Origin of the sequence: Hymenobacter puniceus (assembly GCF_014333525.1) — a bacterium.
In the GTDB taxonomy this organism is placed as follows: domain Bacteria; phylum Bacteroidota; class Bacteroidia; order Cytophagales; family Hymenobacteraceae; genus Hymenobacter.
In genome coordinates this window covers 48,752-63,686 of sequence record NZ_JACSCX010000003.1, presented here as the reverse complement: position 1 = coordinate 63,686, position 14,935 = coordinate 48,752, and the positions used below count along the sequence as shown (strand labels likewise).

15 protein-coding genes are annotated in these 14,935 nt (G+C 62.0%); 7 read left to right on the top strand and 8 right to left on the bottom strand.

The features are described from left to right. Position 1 precedes the first annotated feature (1 nt). The 3 genes from H8B14_RS09015 (at position 2) to H8B14_RS09005 (ending at position 2,981) form a co-directional block, all read left to right on the top strand. Complete coding sequence (locus H8B14_RS09015; RefSeq protein ID WP_187315310.1) at positions 2-946, top strand: alpha/beta fold hydrolase; 945 nt, start codon at positions 2-4, stop codon at positions 944-946. Positions 947-957: 11 nt separating this feature from the next. After that, complete coding sequence (locus H8B14_RS09010) at positions 958-2,010, top strand: sensor histidine kinase (protein ID WP_187315309.1); 1,053 nt, start codon at positions 958-960, stop codon at positions 2,008-2,010. Positions 2,011-2,198: 188 nt separating this feature from the next. Next, positions 2,199-2,981, top strand: coding sequence for a LytR/AlgR family response regulator transcription factor (locus H8B14_RS09005; protein WP_187315308.1), 783 nt, complete (start codon positions 2,199-2,201; stop codon positions 2,979-2,981). An 83-nt stretch (positions 2,982-3,064) separates the two neighbouring features. On the opposite strand, the gene H8B14_RS09000 is transcribed toward H8B14_RS09005, so the two are convergent. The 5 genes from H8B14_RS09000 to H8B14_RS08980 form a co-directional block, all read right to left on the bottom strand. Further along, the gene (locus tag H8B14_RS09000; protein ID WP_187315307.1) at positions 3,065-3,619 is read right to left on the bottom strand and encodes a hypothetical protein; all 555 of its coding nucleotides are present in this window, start codon (positions 3,617-3,619) and stop codon (positions 3,065-3,067) included. 62 nt (positions 3,620-3,681) lie between these two features. Continuing rightward, positions 3,682-4,467: a LytR/AlgR family response regulator transcription factor gene (locus tag H8B14_RS08995; protein ID WP_187315306.1), complete on the bottom strand. Its 786-nt coding sequence runs from the start codon at positions 4,465-4,467 to the stop codon at positions 3,682-3,684. A 94-nt stretch (positions 4,468-4,561) separates the two neighbouring features. After that, positions 4,562-5,683, bottom strand: coding sequence for a sensor histidine kinase (locus tag H8B14_RS08990; protein ID WP_187315305.1), 1,122 nt, complete (start codon positions 5,681-5,683; stop codon positions 4,562-4,564). Between the two features lie 107 nt (positions 5,684-5,790). Next, positions 5,791-6,495: a hypothetical protein gene (locus tag H8B14_RS08985; RefSeq protein WP_187315304.1), complete on the bottom strand. Its 705-nt coding sequence runs from the start codon at positions 6,493-6,495 to the stop codon at positions 5,791-5,793. 243 nt (positions 6,496-6,738) lie between these two features. Further along, positions 6,739-8,934, bottom strand: coding sequence for a TonB-dependent receptor (locus H8B14_RS08980; protein WP_187315303.1), 2,196 nt, complete (start codon positions 8,932-8,934; stop codon positions 6,739-6,741). 151 nt (positions 8,935-9,085) lie between these two features. Between H8B14_RS08980 and H8B14_RS08975 the strand changes: the two genes are divergently transcribed. Continuing rightward, positions 9,086-10,366 (top strand): hypothetical protein, encoded by a 1,281-nt coding sequence (locus tag H8B14_RS08975; protein WP_187315302.1) that lies wholly within the window; start codon positions 9,086-9,088, stop codon positions 10,364-10,366. On the opposite strand, the gene H8B14_RS08970 is transcribed toward H8B14_RS08975, so the two are convergent. Together H8B14_RS08970 and H8B14_RS08965 are read right to left on the bottom strand one after the other, a co-directional pair. Beyond that, complete coding sequence (locus tag H8B14_RS08970; protein ID WP_187315301.1) at positions 10,353-10,709, bottom strand: hypothetical protein; 357 nt, start codon at positions 10,707-10,709, stop codon at positions 10,353-10,355. The genes H8B14_RS08975 and H8B14_RS08970 overlap by 14 nt on opposite strands. Before the next feature lie 35 nt (positions 10,710-10,744). Further along, positions 10,745-11,044, bottom strand: coding sequence for a hypothetical protein (locus tag H8B14_RS08965; protein ID WP_187315300.1), 300 nt, complete (start codon positions 11,042-11,044; stop codon positions 10,745-10,747). Positions 11,045-11,203: 159 nt separating this feature from the next. Here H8B14_RS08965 and H8B14_RS08960 point away from each other — a divergent pair, with 159 nt between their 5' ends. After that, positions 11,204-12,334, top strand: coding sequence for an MBL fold metallo-hydrolase (locus tag H8B14_RS08960; protein ID WP_187315299.1), 1,131 nt, complete (start codon positions 11,204-11,206; stop codon positions 12,332-12,334). A 106-nt stretch (positions 12,335-12,440) separates the two neighbouring features. Here the strand turns inward: H8B14_RS08960 and H8B14_RS08955 are convergent, their stop codons facing one another. After that, positions 12,441-12,701: a glycine zipper domain-containing protein gene (locus H8B14_RS08955; RefSeq protein WP_187315298.1), complete on the bottom strand. Its 261-nt coding sequence runs from the start codon at positions 12,699-12,701 to the stop codon at positions 12,441-12,443. Between the two features lie 148 nt (positions 12,702-12,849). On the opposite strand from H8B14_RS08955, the gene H8B14_RS08950 reads away from it, so the two are divergent. Next, positions 12,850-13,299 (top strand): GNAT family N-acetyltransferase, encoded by a 450-nt coding sequence (locus tag H8B14_RS08950; RefSeq protein WP_187315297.1) that lies wholly within the window; start codon positions 12,850-12,852, stop codon positions 13,297-13,299. A gap of 288 nt (positions 13,300-13,587) precedes the next feature. Then, on the top strand, positions 13,588-14,892 hold the full coding sequence (locus H8B14_RS08945) for a PAS domain-containing protein (protein WP_187315296.1): 1,305 nt from the start codon (positions 13,588-13,590) through the stop codon (positions 14,890-14,892). The last annotated feature ends 43 nt before the right edge of the window (positions 14,893-14,935 follow it).

The window sequence follows — 14,935 nt, the reverse complement described above, 5'->3', positions numbered from 1 at the left end:
TATGTCCGCTCGTCCATCCTTCCTGCGCCATTTGCTGCTGATTTTCAACTTACTGCTGAGCGCCAGCACCTACGCCCAGCCGCGCGCCAGCCGCCTCACCAACGGCCCCACCACCCTGCTCACCTCCGATTCGGTGCAGCTGTATGTGCAGGTGGCGGGCCAGGGGACACCGTGCGTATTCGTGCACGGCGGACCGGGCGCCGGCAGCTACTCGTTTGAGAAGCTAGGCGGCAACCGCCTCGAAGACAAGCTGCGCCTGATTTACTACGACCAGCGCGGCAGCGGCCGCTCCGGCAGCCCCCGCCGCCCCAACTACGCTATGGCGCGCATGGTGCAGGATCTGGAAGAGCTGCGGCAGCATCTGGGGCTGGAACGCTGGGTGCTGATGGCCCACTCGTTTGGGGGCACTATTGCCACGGCCTACGCCACGCAGTATCCGCAGCGGGTGCAGGCCCTGGTGCTGGTGAATGCCGTGCTGAACCCGCCGGCTTCGCTGGAAAGCATGGTGCAGTATGGTACTACGCTGCTAACAGCCGCCGCCCAACCCAACCCCGGCCTGCCGATGATGCAGCGCGTGGGCATGGTGATGGGCGCGCTGCAGCAGCAGAAACTGGCCTGGCAGCTGCAGTTTTCCGCCGACTCACTGGCCGCCCGCGCCAGCCGCGTAAGCCGTAGCGTAGCTGCCAACCCCGACTTCGGCACCCAGATGTTCAGCGGTAAGCTGCCCGACTACGGCCAGGACTTCGTGCCTGCCACCGCGAAGCTCCAGATGCCCGTGCTCAACATCGTGGGCCAGGACGACCGCACGACGGGCGCCGCGCCCGGTACGTTCCGGTTTCCGCGGCAGCAGACGGTGGTGCTGCCCGGCAAGCATAATTCGTTTCTGGAGCAGCCGGCGGCCTTCCGGCAGGCAGTGGTTAGCTTCGTGCAGAAACTCCCGCGCTAACATCCTGCCGCATGCCGCTGCCCGCCGAACGTCCTGCCGCTTTCCTGAACGACCGGTGGTTTCTGCTGCTCGGCATCCCGACGCTGGCCCTGCTGGTGCTGCTGCCGCGGGGGCTGCTGCAGGTGCGCTCCGTGCCGGAAGCGCTGGGGGCCTGGGTGGTGTCGCTGGGCATTACTACCACGTTCTGGCTGGCGGGCCGGCAGCTGTGGCGCCTGCTGCTCCGGCGGTTTCCACGCGTCGAGCAGACGACGCAGCGGCTGTGGTGGCTGGCCGGTATCAACACATCCATCACGGCCGTGGTGACGCTGGGTATTGGGCTGCTGGCAGCTAAGGCGCAGGGCGGGCAGCTCACCGGGCACGGCTACCTGTCGGAGTTTGGGCTGAACATGGTGCCCACGGTAGTGGTGCAGCTGATTTATGAAAGCTGGCACCTATTTCAGCAATGGAAGCAGAACCTGCGCCGCGCCGAGCAGCTGCAAAGCGCCGGCGTGCAAAGTCAGCTCGAGGCCCTACAAAGTCAGCTTGATCCGCACTTCCTGTTCAACTCCCTGAATACGCTGTCGGCGCTGGTGGAGCCCGAAAATGAGGCGGCGCAGCAGTTTCTGGAGCAGCTTGCCGACGTGTACCGCTACGTGCTGCTGGCCCGCGAAAAAACGACGGTGCCGCTCAGCGAGGAGCTGGAATTTGTGGATACCTACCTGGCGCTGCACAAAACCCGCTTCCGCGACAACCTACGCGTGACGACCACCGTGCCGGCCGCGCTCCGGACCCGGCAGGTGGCGCCCCTGAGCGTGCAGCTGCTGGCAGAAAACGCCCTCAAGCACAACGTGGCTTCGCGGGAGTTTCCGCTGGAGTTGCGGATTGGGGTGGATGCCGGGCAGCAGTTTCTGGTGGTCGAAAACAGCCTGCGCCCCCGCACGGCCGGCCTCGCGCCCGGCACCGGCACCGGCACCGGCCTGCGCAACGTGCGCCACCGCTACGAGCTGCTGCAAGCGCCGCACCCAGTGACAGTAACGGCTGCCGACGGTTGGTTTCGGGTGCAGCTGCCGTTGTTGGAGGGGTGATGATGTGGTGGGGTAATAAAGACTGTCATTCTGAGCATGTGGCGCTTCAAGCCAGGGTGCGCAGCCGCAGTCGAAGAATCTCTACCGCTTCGTTAGTTTGCTATTCCAACGTCAGCACGCGAGATTCTTCGACTACGCCTCCGGCCTCGCTCAGAATGACGTTCTATTTTATCCCTCATTTTCCCCATATGACCGTTCTGCTCCTCGAAGACGAATACCCGGCCGCCGAGCGGCTGCAGCGCCAGCTGCTGCAGGCGGCTCCCGAGGCGCAGGTGCTGGCCGTGCTCGACAGTGTGGCCGCTGCGCTGCAGTGGCTGGACAACAACCCCGCCCCCGACCTGATTCTGAGCGACATTCAGCTGGCCGACGGCCTCAGCCTAGAGGTGTTCGAGCAAGCAGTGGTGCGCAGTCCGGTTATCTTCACCACGGCGTATGATGCCTATGCTATTCGGGCTTTTCGGGCCAACAGCGTGGATTATCTGCTGAAACCGGTGAAGCTGCTGGAGCTGCAGGCGGCGCTGGCCAAGCTGCGCGAATGGCGCACGCCCGCTGCTGCCACGGCTGCCGCCCCCAGCCAGCCAGCCCAGCGTCTGGAGCGCCTCCTCGACAGTTTGCCGCGCCCTACGCAGCCCTACAAAACCCGGTTTCTGGTGCGGCACGGCGAGCAGCTGCTGCCGCTGCCCGCCGCTCAGGTGGCCTGGTTCCAGAGCCGCCACGAAACCACTACACTGGTAGCGCAGGACGGCCGGCGCTTCGTGGTCGATTACACCCTGGAGCAGCTGGAAAGCCTGCTCGACCCGCGCCAGTTTTTCCGCCTCAACCGCCAGTTTCTGGCTCAGCTGCCCACCGTGCAGCGCCTGCACCCGCACTTCAACGGCAAGCTGCTGCTAGAGCTGCACCCCGCTCCCAGCGAAGAAGTGCTGGTAAGCCGTGAAAAGGCCAACGCCCTAAAGCAGTGGCTGGAAGGGTGAGGCGTCCGTTTTTCACTGTTTGCTGCTCGTTGTCGATTCTTGGCACCAGTAGCTGCTGGGCTAATAACGAACCCAAGAAACTACTATCCAGCCAGCAGCCACGCCAAGCCGCCACCGGCAGCCAGCCCCACGGCGGTACCCACCACCAGCTCTGGCCCGGTGTGGCGCCCCAGCACCCAGCGTGAGGCGGCTATGGCCGCCGCCAGCACCAGCGCCCCCACCCCCGCGCCCGGCCCGGCTAACTGCCACATGGCGCAGGCCAGAAAAAACGACATGGCGGCGTGCAGCGACACCTTCAGCCGGGCGTTGATGCCGTAGCACAGCCCCAGCAGCAGCCAGGCCGCCAGCAGTCCCGCCCGAAACGCACCAGCCTGCGGTTGTTGCCACAGCAGCGCTGCCGCCACACCCAGCAGCCCCAGTAGTACCGGGTACCACGTGTGCCGCTGCCGCCGCTCCGACAAATCAAAGTTGGTGAACACGCCCCGGCGCGTCTGGCGCCAGCTCCACAAAGCCACCGGCACGACCACGGCCAGTACGCTGCCCACCACCCAGGCCGCCACCGAAGCCGGCAGCTGCCGCCAAGCCACATAAGCGGCAAAGACCACCGTCGTCAGTAGTGGGTGGCCCAGAGCAGACACAACCGCCGCCACCCACAGAACAACCTTGTTCTGGCTGTTTGCCACCTTTGCCACAGTCCAGCTCACCGATCCAGCCAGGCCTTGAACGTGCTTACTTTTTCGCGGCTTACCAGCACGGTGTCGTTGTCGGGCGGGGCAGGCTTGAGGACGGTTTGCAGGCGGGAGTTGGTGTAGTGGATGATGTCGTGAATGGCTTCGGCGTGGGCTAGGTAAGCGCGGTTGAGGCGAAAGAATTCCAGCGGATCAAGCATGCCTTCGAGCTGCTCCAGGGTGTAGTCGACCACAAACCGGCGGCCTTCGCGGGTGTGCAGCAGCGTCACTTTTTCCAGGCTGGCGAAGTAGGCAATCTGTTCGACCGGAATGGCCTTGAGGTGCTCCCCTACACGCACCACGAAGCGCGTTTTGTATTCCTTGGCAGGCTGAACCTGCTGCAGTACCCGCGCCAGCAGCGCCGCATCAAACTGCGGCGTAGCGGCCTCCCGCTGGCGGTGCAGCTTGGCTAGCGCGGCCGTCAGTTCGTCGGCATCAATGGGCTTGAGCAGGTAGTCGACGCTGTTCACTTTGAAAGCCCGCAGCGCGTACTTGTCGTAGGCGGTGGTGAAGACCACCGGGCTGCGGATTTCCAGCCGCTCGAACAGCTCGAAACTGAGTCCGTCGGCCAAATGAATATCCAGAAACAGCACGTCGGGCGCGGGTTGCACCGTGCGCAGCAACGCCTCCGCTTCCGCCACCGACTCGGCCGTGCCCACTACCTCCACGGGCTGGGGTTGCTTGTTCAAAAGCCCGATCAGGCGGTTGGCCGCCAAAGGCTCGTCTTCGATGATGAGGGCGCGTAGCGGTGTGAGCATAAGCGAAAGTAAATAGACGAAGCCCGTTTTAAGCAGTAGTGAGCGGTGTAGAGACGCAATACTTTGCGTCTCATTGTTGCTGATAGCGTTTTGTCTAGGTCAGGCACTGCAAGGCCAGTAGCGGCAGCGTCACGACGAACTCGGTTTCGGTTTTCTCGATTCGGACGGGCTGGCCGGTAAGGAAGCCGTAGCGGGCCTGCAGGTTGGTGAGGCCCAGGCCCGTCGATTCGCCGTCGGGCACGCGGCGGTGGCGCAGGGCGTTGCGCACCACCAGCTGCCGGGTTGCCGCGTCCAGCGTGATGCTGATGCGCAGCGGGTCGCGCTGGGAGGTGGCGTTGTGCTTAAGGGCGTTTTCGAGCAGCAGCTGCACGGCCAGTGGGGGCACCAGCAGCGTGTCCAGGTCGGCGGCGGGTGGCAAACTTATGTCCACCTGCAGGCCCTCGCCGAGGCGGGTTTGCTGCAGGTACACGTAGGACTCCACGAACCGGATTTCCTCGCGCAGCGGCACCACTTCCTGCTCCTGCGAGTCGAGCACATAGCGGTAGACCTGGGCCAGCTGCCGCACGAAGCGCGTGGCGCGGACCGGGTCGTGGTCTTCGATGAGCGAAGTCAGGGCGTTCAGCGAGTTGAACAGGAAGTGTGGATCTACCTGGCGGCGCAGCGAGTCGAGGCGGGCCACGGCGTTTTCCTTTTCCACCCGCTCCACCCGGATGGCGGCCTCGCGCCAGCCCATCAGAAACGAGCGGCTGTGCATAAACAGCGACACCACCACCGTAATCAGCAGTGGCATCACAAAGGGCCGCCAGGTGAGTGAGCTAAGCGGCCGGTGGTGGTAGAACACCAGAAAGCCGCCGGTTACAAGCAGAATAACGAGCAGCGACATCACCACCGAAAACAGCAGCGTAATCAGGAAGCGGCGCAGCGGGTGCGCCGTCCAATCCACGCGGCGGTTCAGCCACTCGCTGGGGTAGCCATTGGCCAGCCACAGGCCGGTAGTATAGCAGAAGTTGTAGCCGAAGGTAACCAGAAAATCCTCGCTCAGAATCGGGCAGTCAGAGCAGAACGAAAATGTCAGCACCAGCGAAATAGCCAGCATCAGCCCCAGCATCAGCTGCCACTTGCGGTGCGGATAATACTGGCCCAGATTAGCAAAATGCCGGCTGGCCGGCGGCGCGGCGGCGGCTTTCTGCTGCGCGGCAAGAGCAGATTCCAGCATAGTTCAGAGAAGCCCCACGGGCCGATAGTTCAAGCGAAAAGATACCACATGCCCCGCAGATAGCCGGCACAAGGACGGGCCAACTATCTGCGGAGCTACACCAAAGCTTATTTGGCCGAGGCCGTTTCGTAGGCTTTCAGGCGGCCCAGCAGCTGCCGCTCGCCCCAGTTAGGAGCCATGCCGGAGGTCGGCGTGAAGGCGGCGTAGCGTTTTTTGGCTTCCTCATACAGCGGCTTGGCTACATCGGCGCCGCCCCCAAACATGGCGGGCGTGTAGTACACGTTGTTGGCCTGCACCAGGTAGATGCGTGGGTTGGCGGCGTTAGCTTTCTTGGCCTGCTCCAGCGTGGCCGTCACCATGCCCGAGTACTTCATGGAGCGCATCATCGGCGACACGCCCAGGCGGGCTTGGTAAATGTAGGCCTGCAGCACCAGCAGTTCCGACTCGTCGCCACCCAGCTTGCGGGCCTGGGCTAGCGCGGCTTCGGCCTGGTCGAGGTACTTGTCTTTGGTGTCGCCGTCTTCCTTGCTCTGGAAGCAAACGATGAGGCGGGCGTAGGCCTGGTAGTAGCGGGGCAGCCAGTCTTTGCTGTTGACAGCCGCGGCGCGCTCCAGCTTGGCATCAGCCTGCTTGAGCTGGGCTATGTCGCCGGTGCTCATCAGCTCCTTGATGGTGGCCGTCAGCATGTCGGTGTAGGCGTTAGTGGCGGCAGCGGTAGCCGCGGGCTTGGCAGCGGCCGGCGCCGGGGCCGTTTGCGCAGTGGCGGCGAAGGAAGCGGCAACGAGGGCGAAGGTGAACAGCGACTTTTTCATGACAGGAAAGTGGTTTGTGGTGATTGAGTGATTCAAAGGTGGGCGGCCCGGGGCGGCCCTGAAACTTGCTGTTACCGAAGCGTCGGATTTGGCGGATGAAGCGTCGGTGGGGAACTTCTAGCGCTATTCGCCTCATCCCCCGGCCCCCTTCTCCCGTGGAGAAGGGGGAGCCTGACGACTTTGCAGCACTGAATTTTAGAGCTAGTCCCCCCTATCAGTTGGAGAGGGGGCTAGGGGGTGAGGTCACTCCGGCCGCTCGTTCACGTCGCCGGGGCTCTTCTTGTTGATGGAGATGAACACGCCCACGAACAGCATGCGCGGGGCTGTGGGCGTGACGGCCACGCGCCGGTACTGGCCGGTAGCAGCATCGGGCGTGGTGGCGTAGCGGTAGCCGAAGACGTTGGGGCGGGCCAGCACGTTGGAGGCCGACACGTGCACGATGGTGAACTGGCCAAACAGGCGCGTGAGGTAGCTGGCGTTCAGGCTCAGGTCCTGGTAGGTGGGCAGCACGCCCTGGTTGTAGCCGTCTTGGTTGGGATTGTGGTAGCGGCGGGGGCTGCCGTAACTCCAGGTGGCCCCAATGAGCGTATTCAGCTTCGGCACCCAATACTTGCCCACCACCGACACATTATGGCGCGAGGCAAACGAGGGGACAGCCAGTATGGGGTCTTGGCGGTACTGGCGGCGGGTATCCAGCAGGCCGTAGCTCACCCAGTATTCCAGGTTTTTCACCGTTTTTCGGTCGCGCCACAGCACGTCGAGGCCGCGGGCGTAGCCGGTGCCGTCGTTGGAGTAAGCAGCCGGGTTGCGGGGGTTACGGCCGTCGAAGCAGGTGAGGTGGGCGTAGGTTTTGTGGTAGGCTTCGGTTTGCAGCAGGCGGCCGTTGTGGTTGTACTGGTAGGTGAGTACGGCGTGGGTGGCCTCCTCGAAGCGCAGTGCCGGCTGCACCAGCAGCAGCGCGTTGTCGGGCGTCTGGTAGAAGCGGCCGTACGCCCCCGACACGGAGCTGTGCGCGGTGGTTTGGTAGGCCAGCGCCAGGCGCGGCGCCACATTGGCCAGCCCCAGCAGCGCCGAGTACTCGGCGCGGCCGCCGGCCCGGCCCGCCAGCCGGTCCGTTAGTTGGAAGTCGGTTTCCACGAAAGCGGCCGTGCGCTGCTCCGTGAAGCTGCTTTGGTAGCGCAGCGGCTCGGCCGCCTGCGGCTGATAGGTTTGCGTGACGCGCTGACCCACGCCTTCCATGCCCAGCTTCAGATTCCAGCGGGTACCCACTGAGTCGTTGGTAAGCACCACGCGGCCCACTATGGTCTGCTCCAAGGTGCGCAAACGCAATGTATCGGGCCGCAAATCTTTGTCGTCCTGGCTCAGGGCCACGCCGGTCTGGATGCTCCAGCCGTGGCGCAGCGGGCTGCGGAAGGTGGTATTGAGGTAGGCGTTATGGTTTTGCAGCGCTATCTGCTGGCGGCCGGCAGCCTCCGGGCTGGGCTGCCCGATGACGAAGCGCTGCCCGCTCCAGGTGCCGTACACTTTCAACATGCCGGCCTGGCCGGTGCGGTGGCTGAGCTTCACGGAGCCGCTGCCGCCGCGCGGAGCCTGCACCCAGTCCACGTTCTGTGGCAGCAAGCCCATGTAGGGCGTCAGGTTGGTGTAGTCTCCCGAGAAGTCCAGCGAAGTCCGCTCCCAGCGCTTGGTGCGCGAGGCCCCCACGAACACCGACGACACTGACACGCCGGTCTGCGTTTCAGCGGCCAGATCGGTGGAATTCAGCTGCAGCCCCCCCGACAGCGCCTGCCCATACAGCGCCGAGTAGCCGCCGGTGCTGAACACCGTGCCCCGAAACAGCGTGGGCGCAAACCGCCCGCGGGCCGGCACTGCGGGCACCGAGCCGGCGTAAAAGTTCTGCACCAGCAGCCCATCGAGGTACACTTTGGTTTCGTTGGCAGCCCCGCCGCGCACAAATAGCTGGCCTTCCTCCCCTACTTTGGTGGTGCCGGGCAGCGTGTTGAGGGCCGCGGCCACGTCGGCGAGGGCGCCGGCGGTGGTTTGCACGTCGCGGGTGTTGAGGGCGGCGCTGCGGTGCTCGTCGCTGGCCTCGAAAGCACCGGCCGTCACGACCACCGAGCCTAGCGCGTGTGGCGTGCCTTTCATCTTCAGGGCCAACCGTAAAGGTTGGCCGTTGAGGGCCACAGGCAACTCCTGCGGCTGGTAGCCCAGCAAGCTCAGCACCAGCACGGCCGCCCCGGTCTGTTGGGTGTCAAAGCGAAACGCGCCCACCGAATCAGTGCTGGCGCCATCGAAGGTGCCGCGCAGAAACACGTTCACGCCCGGCAGCGCGCCCCCCGCCGCGTCGCGGACGGTACCGGAAAGCGTGGTGGCGGACTGGGCCAGCAAAGGCAGGCCGGAGGCGAGGAGCAGCAGCAGCGCGAGTAGCAGACGTTTCATGGGGGTAGCGGCGAAGTGATGCTCAAAAGTGAGCACCCGCCGCAGCCCAGGAAACTTGTCGTTACCGAAGTGTCGGATTAGGGGGATGAAGCGTCGGGAAGCGTGAAGGGCGTACTTTGGCTGACCGCCTTATTATTCCTATCGGTTGCTTATGCAGAAAACCATCCAGATTAAACGCCTCTTCCGGGATGCTATCCGGCGCGGTACCGGCCGGGCCCACCTGCTGATGCGCGACTACCCACATGTGAATTTCTCACTCGACATTCTCAAAGCGGCCGTCACGAACTACGCCTACGACCCACAGTGCGAAAGAGGCCGGGGTATGTACATCGTGGAGTTAGTCAATCTTTCCACCAATAAGCAGCAACTCATCAACCAGATACTGCGGAAACTAGTGGCGCAGCAGGAAGATACCCATGGTCTTGACCAGCTATTCGAAATAGCCCGGCTGCTGGCCCAGGCCGGCCACCCGGAGGCGCGGGCAGCTTTTTACGAACGACTGGCATTGGGAGCTTTACCAGAATATGCCTGCACAGGTACCTACGAAGCTGTTTTGTTGGATGGCGTGGAGGGTATGAAGCGCGCCGCTGAGGTAATCGGCCAAGTGCTGGCTGCTGATCCGGAAGAAACAGAAGAAACATGGCTGCTGAAATACGCACAGGAAGAGAACCCCGACGTACAGGTAGAAGCCGAACTGGCGAAGGCAGCGCAGCACAACGCTCACATTGCCCGCTACTTGAGTGCCGTGCAGGAAACCCGGCAACGGCAGGTGCAGAAGCCACCGGCCCGCGGCTTTGAGTTCATCCGGCAAAGCATCACCAACAAAAACAAGCAACGCCTGAATCCGCGCATTGTCAAGGCGCTAACACAAACACAGGTTCGGCAGCTGGCGGATGCTTTTCGGGTGGAAACCAACAGCGCCCGCCAAGCCAAGTATCTGCAGGTATTTCGGCACGTGAAATATTTGCACGGCTACGAACTCCTGCTGGGGCTAGCAGCAAAGCCCCCGCGCCGTAACGACCGGCCCGTACAGGATGCCATTCAGGCTCTGCAGTTTTTCAAAGCCCCTGCCATCCGGCAATTTGCCCTCCAAGCCTTGGCAACTTCTGCTTCTCCTGATCTATATGTTGATCTGTTACTCAACCACTACCGCTCCGGTGACCATAAGCTTCTGGTACAACTAGCCCGGCAAGCCACCTCTGAAAACGATATAGAGAACTTAGCCACTAGCTTCATCGGCATCTACCGCAAGCATAAAACTCGCCATTGTCTGGATCCTTTGCGGTTAATCTACTACCGGATGAACTGCGGTATCCACCGCTGCGATGTGGTTGAAACATTGCTTGAAAACGGAGTTTTGCCAGATGAAATCCGGGAGGAAATCGTTTTCGACAGCTTTGAAGACACTCGAGAGCTGCTCAACAGTGAATAAAATAGCTGTCCGATTCCTCCCCATTATCTAGCATTCTAACCTCAACCTCAAACAACTCTTCGAGGGCTTGTTTGCGCTCTGACAGTTTGAGGCAAGGCAGCGCCAACTCATTGATTGGATGAATAATGATTTTGTCCCCATCTAACAGCTTGGTTTCACGCAGATACTCAATGAGGCGCATGACGTTTTCTGATGGTACGGCCACCTCTGTCATGTGCCACACAAAGTCCTGCCGTTCCTCATCGTCGTCTTCGGCATACAGCACAGTCCCATAGATTTTATCCTCGTGCATCTCGTTCCAGATGATTCTGACAGCGCCCAAGGCTGCTAGAAAAACGGACAAAAACTGCTTACGTTTCGTTGAATCTATCATCTCACCTACCGAATCACCCGAAAAATCAGCAGCAGAATAATCCCCACAATGCCTACCAGCGCGGCCAGAAACAGGTAGTCGGCGAGGCGCTCGGCCCGCTGCTCTTTGGCGCGGTCGGTAGTTCGGATGGCGAGGAACGAGAGCAGGCACGAGAAGGCGAACAGCAGCGCAATGAGCGAGGTAAACTCGTCGATGAGGCTGCTGGTGGCGCTGTTGGTGATGTGCAGCGACGTGATGACGAACAGGCAAAAGCCCCGCAGATTGGCGGACGTGGGCAGAATATGTTGCGACGTGGTATTGGCCATAGACCGGCAATCTGGCGTTTTTGCGGCGTATTTCCGTGCCTGACCGGGTACGGCGGTGCGGGCCCGCGCTACTACCTTCGGGGCGGCTAAAGTATCCAGCGGTCTGGGCCGACTACCAAGTTGGCGGCCACGGGCGCCGCTTCCCCGTATTCTGTGCGTATGCGTATTTCCTGGAAACTGATTGGGCGGCTGACCGCCAGTATTGTGGCGCTGCTGCTGGTGGCGGGCGTGGCCTTCGCCAACCTGAGCCCGCAGCTGGGCGGCTCGCCCACCAAAGCTCAAAAGGCTGCCTTTGCGCAGTCGGGGCACTACATGGATGGCGAGTTCCGCAACTTGGTGCCCACTGAACTGATGACCGGCGGCAGCACGTTTTCGGCGCTGTGGAAATTCGTATTCGGGAGCAAGCCCGCCAACGTACAGCCGCCCGCTCCGCTGCCCACCCGCCCGCTCGATTCGCTCAGTATCGTGCGCAAGCCGGCCGGGCTGCTGCGCGCCACCTGGTTCGGGCACTCGGCCAGCTTGGTGGAAATAGCCGGCAAAAACATTCTCTTCGACCCCATGCTGAGCGTGAAAATGGGCCCGCTGCCGCTCGTCACGCCCAAGCGCTACAACCCCAGCCTGGCCATCACGGCCGAGCAGCTGCCGGCCATTGATGCGGTGCTGATTTCGCACGACCACTACGACCACCTCGACTACGAAACCATCCGGAAGCTGCGTGACAAGGTGGCCGGCTTCTACGTGCCGCTGGGCGTAGGCGCGCACCTGCTGGCCTGGGGTGTGGCACCGGCCCGCGTGCACGAGTTGGACTGGAACGACTCGGTGCAGCTGCCCGGCGGCCTCACCATTGTCAGCACGCCAGCACGCCATTTTTCGGGCCGCGGCCTCACCAACCGCAATTCCACTTCCTGGAGCTCCTGGGTGCTGAAAGCCGGAACGCAGCGCGTGTTCTACAGCGGCGACGGTGGCTACGGTCCGCACTTCCGCGCCATTGGTGAGCAGCACGGCCCCTTCGACCTGGCCTTGATGGAATGTGGCCAGTATGACGACCAGTGGGCCCAGATTCATATGCGCCCTGAGCAGACCGTGCAGGCCACGCTGGATGTGCGGAGCCGGGTGCTGCTGCCGGTGCACTGGGGAGCTTTCACCGAAGCCAACCATGCCTGGAACGAGCCTGTGCGCCGCGCCACCGCCGAAGCCGGCCGCCTGCTGCTGCCCATCACTACGCCCGAATTAGGTCAGCCCGTGACACCTGGCGCGGGTTTGCTGCCGCAGGTGCGGTGGTGGCAATAGCCCGCTAAAACAAACAACCGCCCTGGCCACTGAAGTTGTCGTTCAGGGGCCGGGGCGGTTGCTTGGAGGTTGGCGGCCAGCAGCTCAGTACCGGGGCAACGCGTGGCTACAGGTTGTTCTGCTGGTTGCGGCGAGCTTCTTCTTGCGCGGCCCGCTCAGCCTTTTTCTTGTCGCGGCGGTTGCCGATGACGCCTCCGCCCACGGCGCCGGCAGCGCCGCCCAATATGGCCCCGCCGGTGCCGCCTACGGCGCCACCCACTACGGCCCCACTCGCGCCGCCAATGGCGGCGCCGGTGCCGCGGCTGGTAGAGCAATCAGTGAACAGAAAGCAGGCTGCAGCCACGAAAGCAAAAAGTATCGTTCTCATAATCTTGGGTTTTCAGTTGGAAAAAGACTTCCTGCCAATGGAAGCCATTTTTTAAAACGGGACCCATGGACGGCGGTTAGGGAATACAAAAATTATGTACCTACCGCAGTCAGCCGGCCGCAACGGACCGAGCCGTTATCTTTGCGCCATGACGCTCACCTGGACTACCCTCCCCTTCGACCTGCTTTCCGTGCCTCAGCTCTACGCCCTGCTGCAATTGCGCAGCGAGGTATTTGTGGTGGAGCAAACCTGCGCCTTTCAGGACCTGGACGGCCAGGACCAGGCGGCCACGCACCTGCTGGGCTACACCGAAACCGGCGAGCTGGCCGCCTACGCCCGCCTGTTCGGGGCGGGCATTAGCTACCCCGAAGCCAGCATCGGGCGGGTAGTGGTAAGCCCGAAGTTTCGGCGCTATGGACTGGGACGCGAGCTGCTGCAGCAGGCAATTGGGGCGGTAGAGCAGCTGTTTGGGGCCCAGCCCATTCAGATTGGGGCGCAACTCTACCTGCAGGCCTTTTATGAGAGCTTCGGTTTCAAGCAAGTCGGCGACGGCTACCTCGAAGATGGCATTCCGCACATTCATATGGTGCGGCAATAATTTTTTTCGGGGGTTACACTGCAGCCAGGGCCACAATGGGCTTTAAAGCGCCATACTTTTTAAGCTACTGATACTATTCCATCCCCCAGTAAGCTGCTGGTTTTGTTGATTCCATTTCTTAATTCGGCGGCTATGCCTTCCCTACCAGGGTCGTTTTTTACTAGCCGTTATATTCCCGTTAAATACCTTCTGCAGCCCTTTTTTAGCGGCATCCCAGCTGTTATCTTTGTTTAGCTTCTACCTCAGTACGGAACTGTTTATACTGCTGAATTTTCTTTTGCCCGCCGCATGGCTTCTGCTACTCCTACCAACTACCACAAGCTGTTTCGGTCCCTGCCTGAGAATTTTCTGCTTATTGGAGCAGATCCGCAGGCAACCATCCTTGACAATACCGATAGCCACGTGGCGGTATCCTTGCAGAAGCGGGAAAACGTGGTAGGCAAACCCTTTTTTGAAGCTTTTCCTGCTACAGATGAGGCCTCGGCTGCCGTTATCCGCGAGTCGCACGAACATGTACGGCAACACCGGCAGCCCCACGTCATGCCCTTGATTCGCTACGACCTGGAGCGGCCGGCAGCCCAGGGTGGTGGCTTGCAGGAGCTATACTGGCAGGCCACGCACTATCCTATTTTGGACGAGCAGCAGCAGCTGCAGTTTATTCTGCAGCGCACCCAGGACGTGACCGAGCAGCATCTTGCCGCGCTGGAAGCTGCCCGCGTGGCGCAGGAGCTGGCCGAAACGCAGCAGCGCAACACGTTCATTCTTGAAAACCTGCCGGTGATGGTGTGGACTAACCGCGCCGATGGCACCCCCGACTACTACAATCCGCGCTGGGAGGCTTTTACGGGCCTGGGGTTGCGCTACGGCCAGCAATGGCAGGAGACGCCGGGGCTCATTCATCCGGATGATGCCGGCCGGATTGCTATGGAAGTAAGCCAGGCCATTGCGGCCGGCCACGAATACCAGCTGGAATTCCGGCTGCGCCGCCACGACGGGCAGTACCGCTGGGTGCTGGCCCGCAACGTGCCCCGCCACAACGAGCAGGGCGAACTGACGATGTGGGTGGGCAGCGGCACAGACATCCACGATCAGAAAATGCTGGTGCAGGAGCTGCTGGAAACCAACGAGCAGCAGGCTCTGCTTTCCGAGCAGGCATACCAGGCTCAGCGGGAAGCCCAGCTGCAGCGGGAAAGCCTCTACGCGCTGTTCATGCAGGCTCCGGCCCTGATATCTATTGCCCGCGGCCCCGAGCACCGACACGAGTTTGTGAATCCGCCCTACCAGGCATTATTTCCAGACCGCGAGCTGTTGGGCCGTAGTGCCGCCGAAGTTATTCCCGAGGCAGAAAGCCAGGGCTTCATAGCTATTCTAGACCACGTATATCAATCAGGTGAGCCGTTTTATGGCCAGGAAGTACCGTTTACAATAGTCGACCCGCAGACAGGCCAGACAACCGAGCGGTTCTTCAACGTCACGTATCAGCCGGTGCGCGAAAACGGCCAGATAGTGGGCATTTCGCACTACTCCTACGATGTAACCGACGTGGTATTGATGCGGCGGGCCCTGGCCGAAGGCCGCTCTAATGCCGAGTAAGGCAGATATTCTCACGGCTTTCAGGCATCTATCCAGACGGTGG